At 61.0% G+C, this 16,400-nt stretch carries 8 protein-coding genes and 1 pseudogene; 6 read left to right on the forward strand and 3 right to left on the reverse strand.

The genetic code is table 11. The features are described 5' to 3' along the window. The 6 genes from E4Q08_RS24125 to E4Q08_RS19365 all read left to right on the forward strand — a co-directional run. Nucleotides 1-391 (forward strand): DUF6399 domain-containing protein (locus E4Q08_RS24125; protein WP_248594953.1); only part of this gene is annotated, 391 nt, incomplete at its 5' end. A 20-nt stretch (nt 392-411) separates the two neighbouring features. Next, on the forward strand, nt 412-4,656 hold the full coding sequence (locus tag E4Q08_RS19345) for a beta strand repeat-containing protein (RefSeq protein ID WP_169071568.1): 4,245 nt from the start codon (nt 412-414) through the stop codon (nt 4,654-4,656). A 110-nt stretch (nt 4,657-4,766) separates the two neighbouring features. Next, nucleotides 4,767-10,670 (forward strand): VCBS domain-containing protein, encoded by a 5,904-nt coding sequence (locus E4Q08_RS19350; protein ID WP_169071569.1) that lies wholly within the window; start codon nt 4,767-4,769, stop codon nt 10,668-10,670. A 31-nt stretch (nt 10,671-10,701) separates the two neighbouring features. Beyond that, entirely contained in the window at nt 10,702-12,978 is a 2,277-nt protein-coding gene (locus E4Q08_RS19355; protein WP_169071570.1) for a beta strand repeat-containing protein, read from the forward strand. 122 nt (nt 12,979-13,100) lie between these two features. Beyond that, nucleotides 13,101-13,328, forward strand: coding sequence for a DUF6447 family protein (locus E4Q08_RS19360; protein WP_169071571.1), 228 nt, complete (start codon nt 13,101-13,103; stop codon nt 13,326-13,328). Nucleotides 13,329-13,383: 55 nt separating this feature from the next. After that, nucleotides 13,384-14,919 carry a class I SAM-dependent methyltransferase gene (locus E4Q08_RS19365; protein WP_169071572.1) on the forward strand — a complete coding sequence of 512 codons (1,536 nt, stop codon included), beginning with the start codon at nt 13,384-13,386 and terminating at the stop codon, nt 14,917-14,919. Nucleotides 14,920-15,135: 216 nt separating this feature from the next. Here the strand turns inward: E4Q08_RS19365 and E4Q08_RS19370 are convergent. From E4Q08_RS19370 to E4Q08_RS24130, 3 genes and pseudogenes are all read right to left on the reverse strand, one after another. Then, nucleotides 15,136-15,378: pseudogene (locus E4Q08_RS19370) on the reverse strand (IS110 family transposase); the annotation flags it as partial. A 121-nt stretch (nt 15,379-15,499) separates the two neighbouring features. Next, nucleotides 15,500-16,000 (reverse strand): hypothetical protein, encoded by a 501-nt coding sequence (locus E4Q08_RS19375; protein ID WP_169071573.1) that lies wholly within the window; start codon nt 15,998-16,000, stop codon nt 15,500-15,502. Nucleotides 16,001-16,014: 14 nt separating this feature from the next. Continuing rightward, nucleotides 16,015-16,400, reverse strand: a 386-nt coding sequence (locus E4Q08_RS24130) for a DUF6399 domain-containing protein (RefSeq protein WP_248595022.1), incomplete at its 5' end; no start/stop codon positions are given.

The raw sequence follows: 16,400 nt of genomic DNA on the forward strand, positions 1-16,400 counted from the left end.
TTGGCAGCGAGCATTAGAGGCCTGGAAAGCAGACCCGTTCCATTCGGGATTCTCCGAGAGTGAGTTGCAGCGCTGGCTAGAATGGGGGGAATGGATGGTGCGACAGTTCCATCGCAGCTCCTCCGCCGTCGAAGGGCGCAATGGCCGCTTGTCCCAGTTGTATCATAACGGGCGAGGTCTGACGAAATGCCGCCTGGCTGCGCTAACGGTTATCCACAACTATGGGGTGAGACGTAGTGACGGCACTATCGCAGCCGAACGTCTGTTTAGCACCTCTTTCCCTGATCTTTTCGATTGGCTGCTCAACCAGATGGGGGAACTTCCCTTACCGAGGAAGTCCCGCCACCGGGTTGTGCATAACCCATTGAAGTTAGAGATTGTCCCGGCTTAAGTGGGAAGCCCGAGAACCAGTTGTTCATCCGCGACTTCTCCAATATGGCGACCGGCGACGTGGCAACCATCGTCGCCACCAATCTGGGGCTGACCGGCGATGCCTTTGATGCGGCGGTCGTTTTTCTCACCGGCTGGATCACCGGCACCGTCTTTACTGAGCGGGGCGCAGTCATCGCCCAGATCGTGAACAACTTTTCCCTGATGACCAGCGACCCGACCTTCGGTACTTTCGCCACGGCCTGGAACACCAAGGTAGGGAACGCGGTTGCCTACAGTGCGAACTCCTCGAGCACGGCCTCGGTCGCTTTCGGCAATGTTCCTACTGCACCCGAAGGTTCGTTCACGCTCACCAACGGTACCGACATCGCCACCGCCAACATCTTCACGGCGGGTCTGGTCTATACCCCGGGCGGTGACGACCGCATCAACTCCCTGCAGGACGAAGACCAACTGACCGGCACCGGCACCTCGCCGACGACCCCGACGACCCTCAACGCCACGCTGGGTAACGCCAACGACAACGGCGCCACGATCATCACGCCGAAACTGACCGGCATTGAAGTCATCAACACGGCCTTCACCGGTTCTGGTGGCGCCGCTGTCGTTGCGCTTGACCTCCAGGATGCTACCGGCCAGACCGAGGTCAACATCACCCGCATCTCCCAGGCCATCAACAGCGCTGAAGTAGGCAACCTGATGACGCCTGCCGCCACGCTTTCCCTGGCCAATACCAATGCCAACCAGCTCGGTACCGCCGAGTTCTCCTACGGTGCTGGCGTCCTCCAGGGCCCCAACGCGGGCAGTCTCAAGGTTTCCAACGTCCAGATCGGCACCCTGAACGTCGGTGAAAACACCTCGGCCATCGGCGCCCGTGGCGTTGGTCTCAACGGTTTTGAAGAACTGGCCCTGACCTCCACGGGCGGCGCATCCAACACCATCGGCATTCTGGGTCTGCCGATGGATACCGGTACCGCGGGCAAGCTCACCATCACGGGCGATCAGAACCTGGCCCTGGGTGCCCCGGTGCCCGTGATCCTCGGCAATACGGTCGAGTCGCTCACCTACCAGAATGGCGTGACGCAGGCCAATGGCCGCCTCTCCGCCATCGATGCATCCGGCTTTACCAAAAACCTGACCCTGAACATCCAGGCGGGATTGCTTTCCGCGGGCAAGGCGGACACCTCCGGCGTTCCCCAGAACGTCACCATCACCGGTGGTTCGGGTAACGACAAGTTCATCCTCGGCGACACCGTTCAGGCCGGCGACAGCCTCACCGGCGGCGCCGGTACGGACACGCTGATTGTCACCTCCGCCGGCACGGTCAACTCCGTGTCTTCAGTCGTTACCAGCATGGAAAACCTCGAGGTCCGCGCTTCCGCGGGTGGTGCCGTGACGGTTGACTTTGACAAGCTGCCGGATACCCTCCTCACCCTGGTTCGCAACGAAGGTTCAGCCAATAACGCTCCGCTCGCCAGAACCCTGGTCACCAACCTGAACAACCTGACCGCAGTCGAAGCGGCTGCACTGAACACCCAGCACAGCAACACCGGCTCCAACGGCATTACGCAAAACACCATCAACGCCACCCTGAAGACGGCGGCCGGTGCCACTGATCTCGTATCCCTGACCATCGCGGAAGGTCTGAACATCGACCCGCGCTTCAACCTGACCCTGGGCACCCAGAACGCCCCTGGCGCGACCGGTGCGGTTGAGAACGTCACTCTCGTGGATAGCGATACCGAGTCCAATACCGTTGCTCTGTCCGGCGTCGCTCAGCACACTGGCAAAGTCGTCCTGACCGGCGGCCTGGCGGGCACCTTCCTGAACCTGGATACCACCACTGCTGGCGCCAACGGCGGCATCTACCAGTATGAGACCAACGGTGCAGCCGACCTGAACAGCTCCAACGCCGGCCCCACGGTGGCGCGCATCGCCGACCAATCCCTGACTGCTGGTCAGGTCAAGCTGGTGGCGGCCACGATCGACGCTGCTGCCGAAGTGAGCAACGTCGTCGTGCGGGTCAGCACCAATGCCCTCTCCGTGGTCGGTGCACAGAACATCGCCATGGGTTCGGGCAACGACACCGTGATCTTCGATAACGTACCGGCCGGGGCGGTCCCCGACACTCGTGCAGGCCTGACGATCTCCGATACGGTTACCGGCGGTGCGGGTAATGACACTCTGGCTGTTGATGGTCAAAATACCCCCATCACCCTGGGCGCTTCCGAGTGGACCAACGTCTCCGGTTTCGAAACCATCCGTCTGGTGGGTGACGGTGCCGCGGCCAACAACGCTGCTGGTGCGGTCAACAGTTATAACCTGACCTTGACCAACAACCTGCTGGCCACCAACAAGGATAGCAATGGTTCTCTGGCCATCGTTGCCGACAATGACCTGTTCAACAACACCGGCCGTACCGCTGCTCAGGCTGCAGTGCCTGTGCCAGTGACCAATCAGGACGGTACGGTCGTCGGAGTCCCCAACGATGCCGGCCTGTCGTCCGGTGGGGTCACGCTCGATGCCCGCACTCTCAATGCCGGCAGCAAGTGGTCCTTCAAGGGCAACGAAGGTCCTGGTCGTTCCGCTGACCGCATCATCATGTCCGATGCCAACATCGATGGCAATGCGATCATCGACGGCGGTGCGATTGACAACATCACCAACAACAGCGGTATTGCCTCGCTGAACGGCACCACCGTCGTGGGTAACGGGGTGGTTGCCAACCTGGGTAACGCTGACGTCATCGAAGTTCGCAACGCTGCCGTGGTGGCTCAAGGCGACTTGGCGAATGTCAAGAACATCGGCACCCTGTCTTTCGTCAACGATCTGGCGGTCACTCAGGTCAGCACGCTGCAACTCAATGACAGCATCGTTGATTCCATGGTGGATAGCTACCAGGCCTCCGTTTCTCGTGCGGCAGTGGCCACGCAGACCACCGGCGGTGCAAACGTGGAAATTCTCACGATCAACGCCCTCGATAACCTGAACGTGGCCGGGGCGACGACCGGCCTGACGATTCAAGCCGAGACCCTGACCGACAAGTCCGACCTCGGTATCACCCTGGGCCGCGGCGCAAACAACGTGGCGACCGGTGGTGGTCAGGACAATGTAGTTCTGCTGGGCAACTACCTGACCGGTGTCTACGCTGGGGTCGTAAACAACGGGGTCGACATCAACGCTCAGGCCAATGTGGCGGTCGGTGTCGTGCCTACGCAACGGGTGATCACCGATACCATCAATCTGGGTGGCGGTGTAGACACGCTGACGACCTACGGTGCGATCAACCTGGCTGGCGCAACGCTGACGGGTATCGAGAACATCGTTTTCAACTCCGACGTGACCCTGACGCAAGCCCAGTACAACGCACTGAGCAAGATCACGTTTGTCGGTGCCACTCCCCACACCCTGACGATTACCGATACGCTCGCCGCGAATCCCGGTGGTGCTGATCCCATCAACCTGAGCAAGATTGTCGACACGACCTCGGGCAACATCACCATCACCAATAACGCCGTTGAAGGCGCTACGGGTACGCTGACGGCAGGCACCGGCACTGGTGGGACCAACACCGTCACCGGTGGTGCTCCCACTTACGCCCTGACGCCTTCGGCGGCCAGCGTGAACGAAGGAAGTTCGGTCACCTTCAACCTGGCTACGACCAACGTCGCAGCCGGTACGGTACTCAACTACGTCCTCTCCGGGACCGGCATCACCACGGCCGACACCACCGTCCCGCTGGAAGGGACCCTGACCGTCGGCGCCACCGGTGCCGCGTCTCTGGTCGTTATCCCGACCGCGGACGTAACTACAGAAGGTACAGAAACCCTGACGATGACCATCACGGGAACGGCAGCGACCAGCAATGTCTCGATCATCGATACCAGTACGACGCCTCCGGGACCTGTTCGTGTTCCTGTCAATCTGGCAGCCGGCACCGTCACCGCCAACCCGGCAGTGGCTGAGGCGTTTACGTATGCATACCAGATGGTTGGTGGTCGAGCAACCAACGCGGGTGATAACGAGGTTACCATCAATGGTTTCGATCCATTGACGGATAGCCTGGTCTTTGAGGATAGCGGTGTGGGCACTGTGTTCACGGAAGCGCAATTCGCCGTACTTCCGGGGGTGTCGATCAATGCAGATCCGTTCGCGAACCAAACAACGCTCTTTTTGGATCCGAATGGTGGCGTCGCAGGTGGTGTCACATTGACCGGTATTCAGGATGCAGCCCTGACACAAATCGTGTTGGAAACCCTGGCTTAACCTGAAGGTCAGATGTTGTTAGCGCTACAGCATGGAGCTTTCGTGCTGTAGCGTTTGACACGATGATTGAGCTAAGTCGACGTTTCACTAAAATATAGGAATTAAACACCATGGCTACTTCTGTTTCAGGGACAACCTCTGACGACCTGCTAATCCCGACTGTTAATGACGCGACGTATCGTGGAGGCGCGGGGAACGACACGTATATACTTACCAGCGCTATCCCAGCCAGCGCAATTATCACCATCAGCGATACCGAAGGGACCAACAGAATCCAGTTGGTCGACGGCTTGTCTATTCAATCCAGCTCATTCTTGAACAACGCCACGGAGCTAACTTTGTCCAGCGGCGCCAAGATCCGTATCCTCGGCGCCGTCAATTTTGTCTATGACGTTGGCGCCAACGCCACTTCGGGCGATGTCGCGGAGCACCCCAACGCCAGTTATTCGGAATTTGCTGCGGCATTGGGCGCCTCAGTGCCAGCGCCCGGTGCGCCAGCGGTGGTTGGTCCCCCAGTGGTCATCGGCCCCGGCCCCGTCAGCAGCTACACGCTCGCCTCCAGCACGGATGTCGCGATCGAAGGTTCGACGGTCACCTTCACCGTTACCCGGACCGACACCACCGCCGAGAAAACGCTGACCTTCAATACGGTTGGTGATACCAATGGCGGGACCGTGAATGCGGCTACCCCCGGTACCGATTCCACCCCGGCTTCCGGCGCCGTCACGTTTGCTGCGGGCGCGGCAACCGCCACCTTCACGATCAATGTCACAGCCGATCTGGTGTCGGAAGGTCTCGAAGGCCTCAAGGTCAGCCTGTTCGACGGCCTCACGTCGATCACCTCCAAGACCGTGCTGATCAACGAAGATCCGATCACCTACAACCTCACGGCGAGTCCGTCCAACGTCAATGAAGGCGCTACCGTCACCTTCACCCTGGCCACCACCGGCGTTGCCGACGGTACCGTTCTGCCCTACACCCTCTCCGGCACCGGTATCACCACAGACGACGTCACCGGCGGCCTCACCGGCACCGCTACCGTGCTCAGCAACAAGGCCACGATCACCGTCCCGGTGGTGGCCGACTTCACCACCGAAGGTGACGAGAGCCTGACCCTTGCCCTGGACAGCGGCAAAGCGTCCGTCTCCGCGCTGATCAAGGACACCTCCACCACCCCGGTCTTCACCGTGGCCGCCGGCGCGGCCAGCGTCGATGAAGCGGCCAATGCCACCTTCAACCTCACGGCTGACAACGCCGCGTTCAACGGCACCGTGGACTACACTCTGTCCGGCACCGGCATCACCGCGGACGACGTCGTTCCAGCCTCGCTCACCGGCAAGGCCACCTTCGTCAATGGCGTCTCCTCCGTGACGGTGGCGCTGGCCGATGACTCCACCACCGAAGGTACCGAAACCATGACCCTGACGCTCGGCGGGAAGTCCGACAGCATCGCGGTCAAGGACATCTCGGTTACGCCGGCGATGGGCGATGATACCGTGGCCGGTACCATCGTCGCTGGTCAGGGCACCGCCATCTTCACGCCGGCCGAAGTCACGGCTTTCCGCAACAACGATTTGACCAATCGGGGCGTTTCGTCGACGGGTACGGTCAACATTGATTTTGGTAGTGGGCAAGGTGGCCAGGTGGTGGAGCTGAAAAACGGCAACACCATGTTCGTTGCTGACAGCGGCGTTCGCGTCGGCTCGTTCAAGTACTCCGTCTCCGACATCGCCGGCCTGCAGGGCACAGTCAACGTCACTCTCGATACCGCTCCCACCATCGATCCGATCGCTGATCAGGCGATTCTTGAAGGCGCCAGCACTAAGATTACCCCGGTCGTGGCCGATGCCGACGGCGATGCCCTCACCACGACCGCTACCGATGGGAAGTACGGAACGGTCGTCGATAACAAGGACGGCACGTTCACCTACACGCATACCGATACGAACACCGCGGGTACCGACCTGAAGGCGGGTGAAGTAGTGAATGACACCTTCGTCCTCACGACCACCGACCCCTATGGTCTGTCAGCCTCGACCACGGTCAAGGTGGCGGTGACCGGTACGGAGGACCCTCCCCCGCCCTATACGCTCACGGCCGCTTCGACCTCCGTGAATGAAGGCGCTTCTGCGACATTCAATCTGGTGTCGACGGGAGTTGCCGCCGGGACGCTGGTGCCCTATACGCTGACCGGTGTGAGTGCCGCCGACGTGACCGGCGGTCTGACCGGAAAAGCGACCATTGGTGCCGATGGCAAGGCCACGATCACGGTCCCCGTGGTGGCCGATGCCACGACCGAAAACGTCACGGAAACCCTGACCGTGACACTCGACGGCACCACAGTCTCTGCCTCGACCATCGTCAACGACACTTCCGTCGGGCCGGAAGCCTCGTACTACCTGTTGAAAACCCAGGACATTGCGACGGCGAACAAGTTCTTTGGATCGCAGACCTACTTCAATGTCGATGGTGTCGGTCCGACGCTGAACACGGGCGACTTCCTGACCGGTACGGCCGGAAGAATCGACAACACCTTGACCGTGACCGACCTGACCCCGGGGGTTGCCAACGGCAACATCCCGGCCGGCGTGACGCTGCTCAACATCCAGAACGTCATCCTGAACAGCTCCAACAACACCTCGGCAGGTACGGGCTTCAGTACGGTCGGCTACGCCGACGTGCGCAACCTCACGGTCACTACCAACGGTGATTTGCCGGATCTCATTGCCGCCAAGAACGGTACGGACGGCACCGTCGTCACCGCCACGCATAACGGTTTTGCTGTCGCTGGTAACATGACCGTCGTCGGCGGCACCGATGTCACCACCACCAGCGTCGGTGGTAACATCGTGGTGGGTAGTCCCGCGCAAGCGCGTGTTCCGTTGTCCACCGAGGTCGCTACCGGTGCCATCGTCGTCAACCAGAACTCCACGAGCACCGGCTTGGTGGGCGTTTTCGGGGGCACGACGGTCAATGTCACCACGAGCTCGACCAGCAATACCGGTACCATCAACGTCGGCAACACGCCAGCCAATACCGGCAACACGTCCTCCGGCATCCTGGCCAATCCTTCGGGCAACATCAACGTCAAAACCTCCGGAACGGGTGTCGTCACCGTCTTTGGTGGCCAGGATATCGTCGTGACCGACAGCGCGCTCAAAGGTGCGGGCGCCATCACCGTCGGTGATGTCACTCGTGTGGATAGCGACAACCAGCCCGCCGGTACCGTCACGATCAACGAAGCGGCCCAGATTGCCTACAACGGCCTGGCGGGTTCCAGCAACAACAACACGGCGAGCGGTACGATCGGCGTCTTCGGCGGCACCAATGTCTCCGTCACCACCAACGCCGCCAACGCGGTCAACATTGGCAACCTAGGCGCTGTCAAGGAAAACAGCCTCAACCCCACCGGCACGATCAGCGTGACCAATACCGGAGTGGTAAATAGCGCGGCGGGTGTAGCCGCTACAGCCGCCGCGATTGCTGGCGCGACGCCTGCCTCCGTTGCGGCCGCCATGGCTGGTACGGCCTTCGCAACCGTGGCCAACACAGCCGCCGCGGCTGGTGGCGCGACGGCTGCCAGCGTTTCGGCGGCGGTTGCTGCCGCGACACCTCCTGTCGAGGGTGCTGTCCTGATCACCGGGGGCACTGACGTTACCGTCAGCACCACCGGCGCTAACGTTACGATTGGTCGCGCGGCCAACGCGGTAGTCGATCAGGTCAGTAACCCCACCGGCAACGTGAGCGTCACTGAAACCATGAATGGCAATGGCGCGGCTCGTACCGTCACTGTTGACGGTGGCGCGGCGGTCACCGTCAACGCCAAGGGTCAGAACGTGAACATCGGCACTGCCGTTAATAGCGCTCCGACCGGTGCCGTTACCGTGACTCAGTCCGACATGCTTACCGGTAACGGCGCCTACCTGGCCGGTACCAACGCCGGCAATGTCACGGTTGATGGCGGTACCTCGGTCACCGTGAATACGACGGGTGGTAATGTTGTCGTGGGTGCTGTCGTAGGCGGGGTCAACACCGTTCCGAGCGGCGCTGTAGGCATTACCCGCACTTTCAGCGGCCCCGGTCAAGATACAACGGCGGTTCTAGGCGGAACGACGGTGGACATCACCACGACCAAGACCCGTGGCGGCATCAATATTGGTACGGCTTCGGACACCCTGAACGCGGCGGGCAGCGCGCTCAAGGACGCCGCACTGGCACCGACGGGCAATGTCAACATCGTCAATGCCACGACAGTCGGATCCACGACCGCCTATGGCACGTCTGTCTCGCAGATTCGCACCAATGGCGCGCAAACGGTTTCCGTCAAGGGGGCTGACGTCGATGCCATCATCGACATCCAATCGACCCTCGCGACTGGCGGTAGCAACGCCGGTAAGGCCGTTGGCGTCAGCGCGCTGAAGAACGTCGTGATGGAAGGTCTGGCATTCAATGACGGTTTTGTCCTGCGGTCGGACGCGCTGGAAAGTTTGTCGGTCCTCAATACCCAAGGTGGTGCCAACACCATTACCATCACCAATAACACGGCTGCCCATCCCCTGAGCATTACCCAGGGCGGGAATAGCGCGGCCCTCTGGGTCAATGGTGCGCCGATCAACAACGCCGTATCCGTAGTTGATGCCAAGGCCACCAGCGTTACCGTGACCGACAATGGGACGGCCTCGACGGCAGTTCTGGCAGTGCAGGCGGTCAAGGCAACGGATCTGACGGTCAACAACACTGCCGCCGCAACGGTCAACCTCAACCTCGACGCCGAGCTGAAGAACATTACCCTCAAGGGCACCGGCGCCGTCACACTGCAGAACGTTGGCACGCTGGGCAAGATCGCTTCGATCGATGCGCTCGCCAGCTCGGGTGCCGTGACGACCGATCTGACCGTGACGTCAACTGCTGGCGTAAGCCAAAAGTTCACCGGCGGTACCGGCAAGGCTACGCTCACGGTCTCTAGCAACGCTTTTTCCTATGGCAATCAGGTTCTGCTGACCGGTGGTTCAGGCAGCACCGATGTCATCGTGGCCAACTACGTCGCGGCGGGCACCGACCTCGCCATGGGGAACACTGCGGCGGTCAAGGGCTTTGAGTTCCTGGGTCTGGGTACGCTGGCCAACGGCACCTACGATGCCACGGGCTTCACCGGCGTCACTCTGGGTGCTGTGGCGGGCGCTCCCACTCTCACCAACATGGCCAAGGATGCGTCGCTGTCGATTACGGCAGCACCGGGCTTTGCGACGACGCTGACCCCCAGCGCCGCCACGTTGGGGACAACCGATGGCTTGACGATCAACCTCAACACCAACACCGTCAATGCCATTACCGGCGAAACTGTCGGCATCAATGCCAATACGGTGACGGCCAACGGCTACGAGACCCTCTCGATCGTCAGCAACGGTGCCGGCGGCAACAAGCAAATCCTGGCGAACACCATGACCTTGGTGGATACCGGCACAGCGGGAACCGGCACCCTGGCCATCAGCGGCACCGGTAAGCTGACCTTGACCGATGCCAGCACACGCTTCAGCAGTATCGCCGTCACCAACTCCACTGCGGTCGATCTGGACGCTGTGGTCGTCTCCAACAAGGGTGCCGCCATCTCTGGCGGAGCAGGTTCTCTGAAGGCGACTGGTGCAACGGGGGGTACAGAGGTGGTCGTGGTCAGCCTCGGTGCGACGGCAGGCAGCGCAACGCCATTTGCAATTGCCGATACGGCTGAGGTGGTAATCGATGGCACCACATTCACATACACGGTTGCTGGTGCTGCCGCTAGCACCGCAACGGTTGCAACGGGTCTGGCCGCATTGATCAATGCCGGAGCAACCGGGGTGGTCGCTACCGCCAGTGGTGGGAATGTAGTGCTCACCAAAGCCGCCCTTTTCTCTGCGACGGTATTCCAGTCAGTTAATACCGGTACGGGTACGGTAGCCGCCTCGCTGGTTGGGGGGGGCCGAAGAAGCCACGATCACGCTTTCGGGTGTTGGCGCCGCCTTTGCCGCGGGTGATACCGTTCGGGTGGTCCTGAATGGTGTTAACGTGACGTCTGCTGCCGCTGGGGCAGGGGGAGAAACCGCCGCACAGATGGCGGCCCGGCTGGTTACGGCGATCAACGCGGTTGCTGCGAATGCGGCGGCTGTTGATGCGAAGGACGGCCTGTTTTCCGCAGTCGCAAACGGAGCAAACGTGGTTATCACGGGTGGCGGGACGCTTGGTGTCGTGCAGATCGGTGCGGTGTCTCAACCAGTAAATACCGGTACGGGTGGTATTGCAATCAACGCCCCCGCGATCAACTATGCCACCGCGAACGATTCCTTCACTTCCGGTTCGGGTGGCGGCACCTACACCGTGGGTCTCGGTGGTTCCTGGAGCGATACCGTCCATCGCTACTCGTCGGGTAGCGAGACGGTCAACCTGGCCGCTTCCACCGCCACGGTGGATACGCTCAAGCTGGCAGATGGTCGCGTTGTCACCAACAACGGCACCACCGGTGGCGTCACGAGCTTCACCGTTGGTAACCTGTTGCTCAGCGATTCGCTGAACTTCGCCACGGCGGGCAAGACTCCGGTGAGCAATGTCACCGTCGCTGCTGCCGTGTCCGCCGTGACCGGCGCAGCGACCATGGCCAATGTTCTTGATCCTTCCGGTGCGCTCCTGACGGCGTTGGGCAACCTGACCTACACCATCAGCAACGGCGTGATCACCTTCAGCGCCACCGGTGGCCACAGCCTCTCGGAGTTCACTACGGCACAATTGATCAGCGCCGCCGAGCTTTTGGTGAACTCCACCTCGACCGGCGGCGCCAACAAGGTGGCCGTGTTCTCCACCGCAGGCAACAGCTATGTGGTGGCATCCGACGCTGCCGCAACGCTGGCTGCTGGTGCCAATGCCAAGGATATTCTCGTGCAACTGAGCGGAGTGGCATCGAGCACGGGCTTTGGCAGCACGGGTGCGCAGGGGGCCGTGGTCAGCGATACGGTGACCAACGTGACCTCGAATGCGGTCAACTCGGGCTCGGCAGCGGTTGCGGTCTACAACCAGGCCGGCTTCTCCGCCGACACGATCGTCGCAGCCGAGATGGGTTCGGTTTCCACGAGCATCACCAACCTGGCACCTTCGGCCAAGCTGACCCTTAACGGCGCGGCGTCCAACGAAGCGGTGAGCGTCACCCAGACCGGCACTGCCGGGCTGAACAGCCTGACCCTGGACGTCACCGCAGGTCCGCTCTACAAGTCAATCACCACCACCGGCGATGGCCTGCTGGTTCTCACCCCGAGCGCCGCAACCACCATCAACTCACTGGTCGATGGCGGCAGCACCAACACCCTGGCCACCATCAAGGTTGTCGGCGGAGGTGCGGCGCTTGATGTCAAGGCGATTACCGATACCGCGCTGACGACAATCGACTCGTCGTTGGCAACGGCAGCCGTCACGCTGGGCAGCACCACCGCCATTGCCAACAGTGGCGTGACCTTCAAGCTGGCCGTTGGGCAGAACAGCACCATTACGGCGACTGGTGCCAGTGATGTCTTTACCCAAGGCGTCCCTGGTTCGCTTCTGGCGGCGGACTCTGGTGCAGGTGTGGTCACTTTGACCGCCTCGGGCTCTGCCAACACCATCACCCTGAGCAATGGCAACAATGTAATCACCGCCAGTGGTGCCAACGACGTCATCTCGGTCGGTACGGGCACCAATACGATCACGGCTACGGGGGCCAGCGATACGATCAACGTCGCTTCGGGTGCGGGTACGACTTCTGTAACCGTGGGCACTCTCGCCACGGTCAACATCGGTACGGTGAATACAGCCAATGCCGGTGCAGAAACGGTTGTCGTGACGGCGGCTGTCACGGGAGGGACGACAGACACCTACGCCAAGACCACGGTCAATTTCGCCAGCGGTTCGACGATTACCGGCAACAAAGTCAGCTTTGCTGGAACGGGCGATGCCTTCTCCATGCTCGGTGACTCCACGCCTGGAACAGATGCTACGGCGGCGGAAGTGGCCGCGTCGCAGATCAACGTGGCTGCCGCGAGCAGTCTGGCAGACGCGCTGAACATGGCAGCCAACTACACTCTGCTCAAGCAGGCGCAGGGTTCGACGGCGGCTTCGGCCAATCTGGCGGCCAACACCGGTGTGATCGACTGGTTCCAGTACGGTGGCGACACCTATCTGGTGGCCATGGTGAACAGCACGGCTGCTGCAGTTCAGCAAACCGGGCTCGATGCCAACGACATTGTGGTGAAGATCGCGGGTCTGGTCGATCTGTCGTCGGTTTCCACCTTTACCCAAGCTACGGAACTCTTCACGATCTGACCGATCGTGCAGAGTTTGACCCACCGCCCCAGGGCGGTGGGTAGAGATTCACTAAACCCCACACCTCACAAGGGTGTGGGGTTTTTCACTCCCGCTCACGTATTCGCTATTCAGGAGCTTTCATGGCAACGATCACTATCGACGGCAAGGACTACGATGCCGACACCCTCTCCGCCGACGCCCGGACGCAGCTTATCAACTTGCAGGTGACCGATCAAAAGATCGCCGATCTACAGACCCAGATAGCCATTTATCAGACTGCGCGTGCAGCCTACGCACGCAAACTGCTGGCCCTGCTGCCCCGGGAAGGAATCCTGGCCGACCCCGATCCGGCCAACCTGGTGCACTGAACCCACGGCGAGTCCGGCTCGCCTTTTTCAAGACACTCGAACGAGGAATCCCTCCATGTCAGATTGGACTGCCGGCTACGTGGCCGACATCGGCTACACTTTTGGCTACTATAGCGAACTCAATCCGCAGCGCATCAAGCTTGCCTTCCTTAATGCGGGACTGGCCTTTCCCGAAATCGGCGCCGCTTGCGAACTGGGCTTCGGCCAGGGCCTGAGCACCAACATCCATGCCGCTGCTTCCATCGTGTCCTGGCACGCCACCGACTTCAACCCCGCCCAGGCCGGCTTCGCCCGGCAACTTGCCGCCGCTTCCGGTGCCAATGCCCACCTCTTCGACGATGCCTTCGCCGACTTCGCCCGCCGGCCCGAACTGCCCGACTTCGATTTCATCGGTCTGCACGGCATCTGGAGCTGGATCTCCGACGAGAACCGCGCGGTGATCGTCGACTTCATTCGCCGCAAGCTGAAGGTGGGTGGGGTGCTCTATATCAGTTACAACACCCAGCCCGGCTGGGCGGCCATGGTGCCGATGCGCGATCTTCTCACGGAGCACTTCGACGTCATGGGCGTCGCCGGGCAGGGAGTCGTTCCCCGTATCGACGGCGCCATCACTTTCGCCGAAAAGCTCCTCGCTACCAACCCACTCTATGCCCGCAGCAATCCGTCGGTGGTCGAACGGCTCAAGGGAATCAAAGCCCAGAATCGTAACTATGTGGCTCATGAATACTTCAATCGCGACTGGTTGCCGATGCCGTTCTCCAGCATGGCCCGGTGGCTCGCACCGGCCAGGCTCAGCTTTGCGACCTCGGCTCATTTCCTTGATCATGTCGATGCGATCAACGTGACCGGCGAGCAGCAGGGCTTGCTGCATGAAATTCCCGACGCGATGTTTCGCCAGAGCGTGCGCGACTTCATGGTCAACCAGCAATTTCGCCGCGATTACTGGGTCAAAGGCGCACGCAAACTCAATGCGTTGGAGCAGTCTGAGGCGCTTCGCGCGCAGCGCGTCGTTCTTCTCCAACCGCGGGCCGACGTTTCGCTGACGCTCACCGCCGGCCTGGGCGAAGCCAAGATGCAGGCGACGGTGTACGCCCCGATCCTTGATGCGCTGGCCACTCACCAGCCGACGACGCTGGGACAGATCGAACACGCCATCTCCGGGCAGGGTATCACCTTTGCACAGCTGGTGCAGGCGGTGGTTCTCCTGACCGGAACCGGCAGCCTGTCCGCCGTACAAGACGACGCCGCGATTTCGAGAGCGAAACCGTACACCGCAAGACTCAACGCGGCCTTGTGCGACACAGCAAGAGGCAGTAACGACATCAGCTATTTGGCCAGCCCCGTGTCCGGAGGCGGTATCGGCGTTAGCCGGTTCCACCAACTCTTCCTGCTGGCGATTGACCGGGGAAAAGAGCAACCCGTCGAATGGGCCCAGCTTGCCTGGGAGATCCTTGCGTCCCAAGGTCAGATGCTCCTGAAGGAAGGCAAACCCCTGGAAACCGCAGAGGCGAACCTTACGGAGTTGACCGCCCTGGCCGCCGACTTTGCCGTGAAGCCGTTGCCGATCCTGAAGGCGCTGCAGATTGGCTGATGCCGTCGGTGGTTGGGAAAGTCAATGGGGTCAGAGACTCATGGCGCTACGTTACGCATTCTGGCTGCTCGCTGGGCGAGGATTTTCTGGCGAGCGATAGGCCTGGGCTCGGTCAATAGTGAGAGCGGTTTGGGTCGTCGTTTAATGTGAAAGAAGCCACCCGGAAGGCGAACGAAGGCCTGCTCACCATGGGTCATGCAAATGGGTTGGCGTGAATCAAGCAGCTGCGGGGATGAAGCCGAAGCGAGTCAGCGCCTTGATCCAGCGAGGAGCGTTACGCTGCACGGAGAGCTGCTCATAGTGGGTGGCGGAATCCCGGTAATATTTGCCCCGCTTGAGTATGAAGAAGAGGGTGCGCAACATGTTGTGAGCCAAAGCGACGATGGCGCGTTTGTAGCCGCGGCGAACGATCAGCGACTGGAACGTGGACTGGAACGGGTGAGCACGGTCAGCTCCATTGATGGGAAATCGCCCCACTACAGACCTCCCGGAATCCGCTCAAACCTCCCTCGATTTTTGGACAAGGCATAGGCGATGGGCCGCTCATACGGGAGAGTCGCCGACCTCGATGCGCAGCCATTTACCGCCGGGGATTCTGGCGCCGAGGCCAGTGAGCTTGCGGCATAGTTGTTCCTGGGCATAACGACGCGCCGGTTGCTGGCTCCAGGCGCACGACCACCCAGCGCTCGTCGCTGCGTACCCAGCCGTGACAGTTGAAGATCGCGTAGAGCAGGTCCACCCGATCGCTGTCCTTGGCATAGCTATCGTCAAGCCAATCGAGAAGCTGGCGGCGCGCATTCCATACCGAACTGGTGACGAAGTCAAAGAGGTTTTTCCCTTCGTTGTCGATGGCCTGGAAGGAGCGGTAATCGGACAGTCCCGCGACATCGACGCGCTCGGGCAACTGAGCCTTGTCCGACTGCCGTTGTTTGAGTCGCGTTTCGCTCACGGTGATGGCTTCAGCGAGTAGCCGGTGCCGACTGTTGTTCCGCTCGCTGCCGTCCCGATTGAAGCGGGGTTGGGTCTTGGCGTATTGCTGGTAGAGCCTGGCGAGATGCCCCTGGGTGGTCGCGATCTGCAACACCGGCTTCCCACTTAAGCCGGGACAATCTCTAACTTCAATGGGTTATGCACAACCCGGTGGCGGGACTTCCTCGGTAAGGGAAGTTCCCCCATCTGGTTGAGCAGCCAATCGAAAAGATCAGGGAAAGAGGTGCTAAACAGACGTTCGGCTGCGATAGTGCCGTCACTACGTCTCACCCCATAGTTGTGGATAACCGTTAGCGCAGCCAGGCGGCATTTCGTCAGACCTCGCCCGTTATGATACAACTGGGACAAGCGGCCATTGCGCCCTTCGACGGCGGAGGAGCTGCGATGGAACTGTCGCACCATCCATTCCCCCCATTCTAGCCAGCGCTGCAACTCACTCTCGGAGAATCCCGAATGGAACGGGTCTGCTTTCCAGGCCTCTAATGCTCGCT

It is taken from the genome of Candidatus Accumulibacter contiguus, assembly GCF_012940005.1.
In the GTDB taxonomy this organism is placed as follows: domain Bacteria; phylum Pseudomonadota; class Gammaproteobacteria; order Burkholderiales; family Rhodocyclaceae; genus Accumulibacter; species Accumulibacter contiguus.

Bases quoted from the DNA above. Each gene is read 5' to 3' on its own strand.
- E4Q08_RS19350 (WP_169071569.1), top strand. From the start codon at position 4,767: ATGGCTACTTCTGTTTCAGGGACAACCTCTGACGACCTGCTAATCCCG.
- E4Q08_RS19360 (WP_169071571.1), top strand. From the start codon at position 13,101: ATGGCAACGATCACTATCGACGGCAAGGACTACGATGCCGACACCCTC.
- E4Q08_RS19365 (WP_169071572.1), top strand. From the start codon at position 13,384: ATGTCAGATTGGACTGCCGGCTACGTGGCCGACATCGGCTACACTTTT.